Source organism: Salipiger thiooxidans (genome assembly GCF_900102075.1).
Lineage (GTDB): Bacteria > Pseudomonadota > Alphaproteobacteria > Rhodobacterales > Rhodobacteraceae > Salipiger > Salipiger thiooxidans.
Map to the genome: position 1 here is coordinate 47,239 of NZ_FNAV01000024.1, position 6,714 is coordinate 53,952.

5 protein-coding genes and 1 pseudogene are annotated in these 6,714 nt (G+C 65.0%); 1 reads left to right on the forward strand and 5 read right to left on the reverse strand.

Annotated features, from left to right (window positions below; all coding sequences use genetic code 11):
* Positions 1 to 30 precede the first annotated feature (30 nt).
* From BLQ77_RS24855 to BLQ77_RS24870, 4 genes are all read right to left on the reverse strand, one after another.
* Positions 31 to 1,572, reverse strand: a complete 1,542-nt coding sequence (locus BLQ77_RS24855) for an AMP-binding protein (RefSeq protein ID WP_089963698.1) — start codon at positions 1,570 to 1,572, stop codon at positions 31 to 33.
* Positions 1,573 to 1,899: 327 nt separating this feature from the next.
* Positions 1,900 to 3,243 carry a TRAP transporter large permease gene (locus BLQ77_RS24860; protein WP_089963700.1) on the reverse strand — a complete coding sequence of 448 codons (1,344 nt, stop codon included), beginning with the start codon at positions 3,241 to 3,243 and terminating at the stop codon, positions 1,900 to 1,902.
* A 33-nt stretch (positions 3,244 to 3,276) separates the two neighbouring features.
* A complete protein-coding gene (locus BLQ77_RS24865; RefSeq protein ID WP_089963702.1) occupies positions 3,277 to 3,780 on the reverse strand; it encodes a TRAP transporter small permease in 504 nt (167 codons plus the stop codon).
* A 235-nt stretch (positions 3,781 to 4,015) separates the two neighbouring features.
* A complete protein-coding gene (locus BLQ77_RS24870) occupies positions 4,016 to 5,083 on the reverse strand; it encodes a C4-dicarboxylate TRAP transporter substrate-binding protein (protein WP_165617205.1) in 1,068 nt (355 codons plus the stop codon).
* A gap of 305 nt (positions 5,084 to 5,388) precedes the next feature.
* Between BLQ77_RS24870 and BLQ77_RS24875 the strand changes: the two genes are divergently transcribed.
* A complete protein-coding gene (locus BLQ77_RS24875; protein ID WP_089963707.1) occupies positions 5,389 to 6,333 on the forward strand; it encodes an NAD(P)H-dependent flavin oxidoreductase in 945 nt (314 codons plus the stop codon).
* Positions 6,334 to 6,476: 143 nt separating this feature from the next.
* Here BLQ77_RS24875 and BLQ77_RS24880 read toward each other — a convergent pair.
* Positions 6,477 to 6,714: pseudogene (locus tag BLQ77_RS24880) on the reverse strand (IS5/IS1182 family transposase); the annotation flags it as partial.

The following is a 6,714-nucleotide window of genomic DNA, read 5'->3' on the forward strand; positions in this document are numbered from 1 at the left end:
TGCAATGGCGATGGTTTCGGGGGGCAGGGGTCAGATCCGGCGTCCGGTCTGTTCCCAATAGGGGGCGCGCAGCAGGATCTTTCTGACCTTGCCCGTGTCTTCGCGCGGCAGCGTGTCGGCAAAGACGACCCGGCGCGGCACCTTGTAGCCGGCCAGCCTGTCGCGGAGGCGGGTCTGGATGGCCGTGGCATCGCTCTGCGCGCCGTCGCGCAACTGGATGTGGGCACAGACGGATTCTCCAAATTCCGCGTCGGGAATGCCGAAGACCGCGCAATCGGCGACCTCCTCCATCCCGTGCAGGACGGCCTCGATCTCGGCCGGGTAGATGTTCACGCCGCCCGAGATGATCATGTCTTTGTTGCGGTCGCAGATGAACAGGTAGCCGTCGTCGTCCAGATAGCCGGCATCTCCCGGCACGATCAGCCCGTTCATGAAGCTGGCGGCGGTTTCGTCCTCGCGGTTGCGATAGACGAAATCGGTGATCCCCGGCGACCGGCCAAGGATCGTGCCGACCGTGTTGGGGGGCAGTTCGTTGCCCGCATCGTCCACGATCATGAGTCCGGCCCCCGGTATCTTGCGCCCCACCGTGCCGGGCCGTTCGAGCCATTCCTGCGAGCTGCAGAGGGTGATGTTGCCCATCTCGGTCGAGCCGTAGAATTCGGTCACGATCGGGCCGAGCCAGTCGATCATCGCCCGCTTGACGTCCGGCGGGCAGGGGGCAGCGGCATGGGAGATGTAGCGCAGCGACGACAGGTCATAGCCCTCGCGCACCTCGCGGGGCAGCTTCAGCAGCCGCGAGAACATGATCGGGACCATGTTGAGATGCGTGATCCGCTCGCGTTCGACAAGGGCCAGAAGCTCCTCGGCGTCGAACCGCGCGACGACGAAGAGATCCGCCCCGAAGCTGTAGCAGAAATTCGCGTGGATCGTGGGGGCGGCGTGGTAATGGGGCCCGATCACGGCGGTGCGTATCTGCGCGCCCTCCTGCCCGGCCAGCCCGTAGACCTGCATCAGCGCATTGCGTGAGGCCTTGGCCTGGTCCGGGGTGCGCGGATGACGCACGACGCCCTTGGGGTGGCCCGTGGTGCCCGAGGTATAGATCACGTTGCTGGGCATGGGGGGTGTGTCGCTGATCATCGGCGCGCAGGCATCGCGCCAGGCGCGATAATCCTGCGTGCCCTCGGGCACCCGCGCGCAGGACGGGTCGAGACCGAAGGTGTCGCACAGCACCGGAGGCGTCGGCAAAACCAGCACTCGAACCCCTGGCGGAAAGGCCCCAGCCCCGGCCGAGAGGTAAAGATCGGAATGGGCGACGACGATCTTCGCCCCGCAATCGTTCAGCACGTAAAGCGTTTCCTCGGGCGCGTTGTGCCAGTTCAGCGGAACCGCCTGCACGCCTGTGATCGCCGCCGCCTGCTCGACCTCGAGAAAGGTCAGGTCGTTGCGCAGCAAAAGCGCGACCGAATCTCCCGCGCGCAGCCCCTCGTTCAGCAAGGCGGTGGCCACCCGGCCAAAGCGGTCGCGGAAGGCATCCCGGGACAGGGATTCGCCGCCCAACATTGTCAAAGTCATCGTCTCTCTCCCGTTCTGATCGGCGCGCCTTGGCCGGGTCAGGCCCGTGCTGCCCTGGGCGTATGGTCTGTGAGGATGGCGCGTGAGGCCGCGTTTCCGGCGCGGAATGTCCGCCGCGCGGGCTTAGGGCCTGTCTCGAAACTCGCGTCCATTGCGCCTCTTGCGCGGCACGTTTTCATCTGCATGGTTTCTATGGTAGAACCATTGAAACATCAACCACAGAATCCATCCGGAACGCCCTATCCCGCGCCCCACGTCGGAAGCCCGGGGCCAAAAATGAAACGGCCCCCGACAATGCGGGGGCCGGTGCCTGATCGGTCTGTGCGCCTATGGCCCAAGAAGCGACGGCAGCCAGAGCGAGATCGCCGGGAAGGACAACAGCAGCAGCAGCGTGACGAGGTCGACGGCCAGGAACCCCAACACGCCCCGGAACATCGTCTCGAGCTTGACCTCGTCCCCGACGACCCCCTTCAGGACAAAGACGTTGAGTCCGAGCGGCGGGGTGATCATGCCGATCTCGAGGAGCTTGATCAGGATGATGCCGAACCAGATCAGGTTGTAGCCCAGCCCCTCGATCACGGGGATCACCACGGGCAGGGTCAGCAGCATGATCCCCAGCGGCTCCATGAAGCTGCCAAGGACGATGTAGAGCAGGGCGATCAGCAAGAGCACCACAAATGGCGCAACGTCGAGACCCAGGAAGAAGCCCGACAGGATCTGCGTGACTCCGGTCAGCGTGATGAAGGCGACAAAGATCTTGGCCCCGATCACGATGGCAAAGATGCTGCCGGTCTGCACCACGGTCTCGATCAGCGATCCGCGCGCGATCTGCGGGGTCAGGCGGCGGCTCAGCAGCGAAATGCCATAGGCCCCGATGGCCCCGATGGCCGCCGCTTCGGTCGCGGTGACGATGCCGGCGTAAAGCCCGCCCATCACGATGGTGAAGAGGGCGATCACCGACCAGACGCCGCCCAGCGACCGCATCCGCTCGGGCCAGCCGACCCTGCCGGGGCGGGGGGCCCAGCCGGGTTGCACATAGGCACGGACCCCGATGTAAAGCATGAACATCAGCGCGCTGAGAAGGCCCGGCACGATCCCGGCCTGCAACAGCCGCCCCACCGATTGCTCGGTGAAAATCGCATAGAGAATCATGAGGATAGAGGGCGGAATCAGTGCCCCGAGCGTGCCGCCCATGGCAACGACGCCGGTCGCCAGACCCTTGTCGTACTTGTTGCGGATCATCTCGGGCACGGCCAGCTTGCCCATCGCGGCGGCGGTCGCAAGGCTCGATCCGCTGACGGCCGCGAACATGGCGCAGCCGACGATGGTCGCCATCGCCAGACCGCCGGGCAGACCCGACATCCAGGCCCGGCCGGCGGCGTACATGTCCTTGGTAAAGCCCGAATAGAAGGCGACGAACCCCATCAGCAGGAACAGCGGAATGGCGATCAGCGTGTAATTGGCGACCGCGTCATAGGGTTCGCTTTTCAGATAGGTCCAGGCAATGTTGATGCCGCGTTCCAGGTTGGCCGGACGGTTCGCAGGAAAGGCGAAGGACAGGACCATGCCGCCCACGCCGACAAGCCCGAGCGAGACCGCCAGCGGCGCGCGCAGCGCGACGAGGGCAAGCATCACGAAAATGCCGCCAATTCCAAGGGTCATGGGATCCATGTTCTGTTTCCTGTTCGTGGCGTTTGGGGTCGGTCAGGCCGGATCGGACGGGGCCTGTCCGTCGCCCGCGTCGAAGATGGGGCGCGCAAGCTCGAGCAGCAGCCTCAGGACGAAACCGATCAGGCCCAGGGTCATGGCCGCATGGACGGGCCAGGTCAGCAGGTCGAGCTCGCCATATTCGATGTCGTTGATCTTGTAGGCCTTCAGGGTCGCGGCATAGGCCGTGGCGGCGAGCAGCCCGTAGAAGAGCAGGCTGAGAACGCGGCCGAAGACCTCGAGCCTGCTCAGCCCGGCGGGGGGCAGCCAGTCCGAGAACAGCGTCACCGACACGTGCTGGCGCACCTTCTGCACATGCGACAACGGCAGGAAGACGAGCAGCGCCATCAACATCTGGTTGATGACCACGTCATCCGGCACTGGGCGGTTGAGAAAGTAGCGACCCAGCGCCGAAAGGCCGGTCATGGTCATCATGACGGCCAGGGCGGCGGCGGCAAAGGCCACCAAAGCCTGATCCAGCAGATTGACGAGCTTTCTCATGGCACGACCTCCGATAAGACTGATGGGGCAAGGCACCCTGCCGGCGCCGCGACGGACAGGCGGTTCGCAATGTACGTCCGACGCCGGCCTGAATGTGGTAGGACCATTGAACTCAGCGCGAACCCGGGCGGACCGGGCCTATCCGCTGCGCCCCGAACCGGACGGATGCTTCGCCTGCGGGCGGCATGCTGCGCGGGTGCAAGGGCCCGGGGCCCATGGCGCTGTTTCTGCGCGACTACTCCGTCCAGGGGTACCCTTCGGTCGCCACGATCTGACGGTACTTTTCAAGATTGGCGCTGTAGGCGTCCCAGATCGCCTGACCGTCCAGGCCGCTTTCGTTGGCCGCGTCGACATAGGCCGGCACGAGGAAGGCGGCGCGCTCCTTCCAGCGGGCCAGCTCGTCTTCGGGCAGCTCGTGGAACGTCACCTTGTAGCCGTCGACGCCCTGGGTCAGCGCCTCCATGATGGTGTCGGTTTCGGCGGTGAGGGCCTGCGCGTAGCGGTCCATCAACTCCACGCTGGTGTCCTGCAGGATCGCTTTCAGGTCGGCGGGCATGCTGTCGAAGAGCTCCTGGTTGATCACGACCCCGGTCGAGGTGGTCATGCCGGAATTCGCCAGCGTGATATGCGGCGACACTTCGTAAAGCTTGTAGGCCCGGGTGACGGTGATCCAGCCCTGCAGGGCATCGGTGGTTCCGCGCTCCAGCGCCTGATACCCCTCATGATAGGGCAGCGTCACGGGGACGGCCCCCATCGCCTTGCCCCAATCCTGCCAGGCGCCCGCGCCCTGGAATTTCTTGCCGGCGAATTCCTCGACCGTGGTGATCGGCTCGCGGCTGAGAATCTGGGTCGGCCCGGGGCCAAAGGTGTTCAGAAACTGCACCCCGGTTTCGGCCAGCTGATCCTGCACATCTTCGTTTTCGGACACGGTGTCAAAGGTCGCCCGCATCGCGACCCAGGGATCGTTCTCGACATAGGGGATGCTGGCAAAGGCCATCCGCGACAACAGGGTGGTATATTCACCCACCACATAGCCCATGTCGGCCAGACCGGAGCCGACCGAATCCACCATGGACGCGGGGTTCGCCAGGGCACCGCCCCAGAAGAACTCGATCTCGACGCGGCCATCCGAACGGGACTTGATCTCGTCCGCCCACCACATCATGACCTCGGCGCGGGTGCCGCGCGGCGGGCCGATATCGGCAAAGCGCAGGTGGTAACTGTCTTGTGCGACAAGCGTCGTGGGCGTCAGTGCCGTCATGAAGACGGCAGCGGCCGTTCCGATCAAAGCGGATTTCGTCATGGCGTCTTTCCTCCCATGGTTTTGCAGGCCCCTCCCGCATTTGCCCGGCATGTCATGAACGCAGCCGAGTTTCTGTTTTAATTGCTATAATGGCCCTACCATTGAATCAACCATTAATTGATACTTTGGCACAAGGCCCTTCGATGGGCCGCCAAATCGCAGGGCCTCGCTGACCGGCATTCGTCAGCCGCGGAGGCGGCGTTCCGTTTGCACCGGCCGGCAAAGATTCAATGGTACGTCCATTGCACCTTTAGTGGCGTTCGGCTAAACCCGGGTCGATCCCTGCCGCAAGGAGTCGCACCAGGATGTCTCAGCCCGATACCCTCGACCCGTTTCGTGACCTGCGCGTGCCGGTCGTTGCCGCGCCGATGTTCCTCGTCTCCGGCCCCGGGCTAGTCATCGCGCAATGCCGTGCGGGCATCGTCGGCACGCTGCCCGCGCTGAACGCGCGCACGACCGAAGAGTTCGCGGATTGGTGCGACCGCATCACCGCAAGCCTGCCCGAGGGGACCATGTGGGGCGTCAACCTCATTGCCGCGCCCACCAACACCCGGCTGGGCGCGGATCTGGACGTATGCGTCGCGAAAAAGGTCCCGCTGGTCATCACCAGCCTCAAGGCGCCCGCCGAAGTCGCGCAGAAAGTGACGGGCTACGGCGGCATGCATCTGCATGACGTGACGACCCTGCGCCATGCCAAAAAGGCGCTGACATCCGGGTGCAGCGGCCTGGTGCTGGTCTGTGCCGGGGCCGGCGGGCATGGTGGCACGCTCTCGCCCATGGCGTTCAGCGACGAGGTGCGTCGCATCCACAAGGGGCCGATGCTGATCGGTGGTGGCATCGGCACCGGGGCGGGCGTGCTCTCGGTCCGCGCCATGGGGGCGAACGCCGCCTATGTCGGAACCCGCTTCATCGCCGCCGAGGAATCGCTGGCCTCTGTGCGCCACCGGAACATGCTGATCGCGTCCACCTCTGCCGACATCACCTACACGCCCTTGTTCTCGGGCGTGGCCGCCAATTACCTCAGCGCGAGCATTGCCGAGAACGGACTTGACCTGGCCGCCTTGCCGACGGGCCCCAGGCTGGACGCGGGTCAGGCCCGGCCCGAAGGGCTGCGCGCCTGGGTGGACATCCTGGGCGCAGGCCAAGGCGCAAGCGCAGTCGAGCGGTTGGAGCCGACCGAGACCATCGTGGCGACGCTGGACGCAGAGTATCAGGCGGCGCTGCGGTCCATTGGCACGGCCTCGGTTTGAGCGCGCGCCATGATCGGGGCGACAGGCCGCTTGTGAATTGCAGCACAGAAACGGCTCCTACGTCCCAAAGGTATGCCAAGGTGGTAAAGGGCTCTGTTGCACAAATCGGCTGAACGCCGAGGTTCCCCTTTTCCCAGACGGACTTATCCTACAGCGTCCGTGACGGGTATGCCGAGCGCGGTGTAGCCGTTCAGGACGACGATGCGGACTTGGAGCTCGGCGACCTGTCGGTCGAAGTCCCGTGCCATGAGCCGCTGGCCCAGCAGTTTCACACAATGCATCTTGGTCTCGACGCGGCTCCTGCGGTGGTATCCGCTCCATCGTCGCCAGAGGGCCCGGCCGAGGTATTTCGCGGCGCGCAGGGCCTCGTTTCGGGCGGCC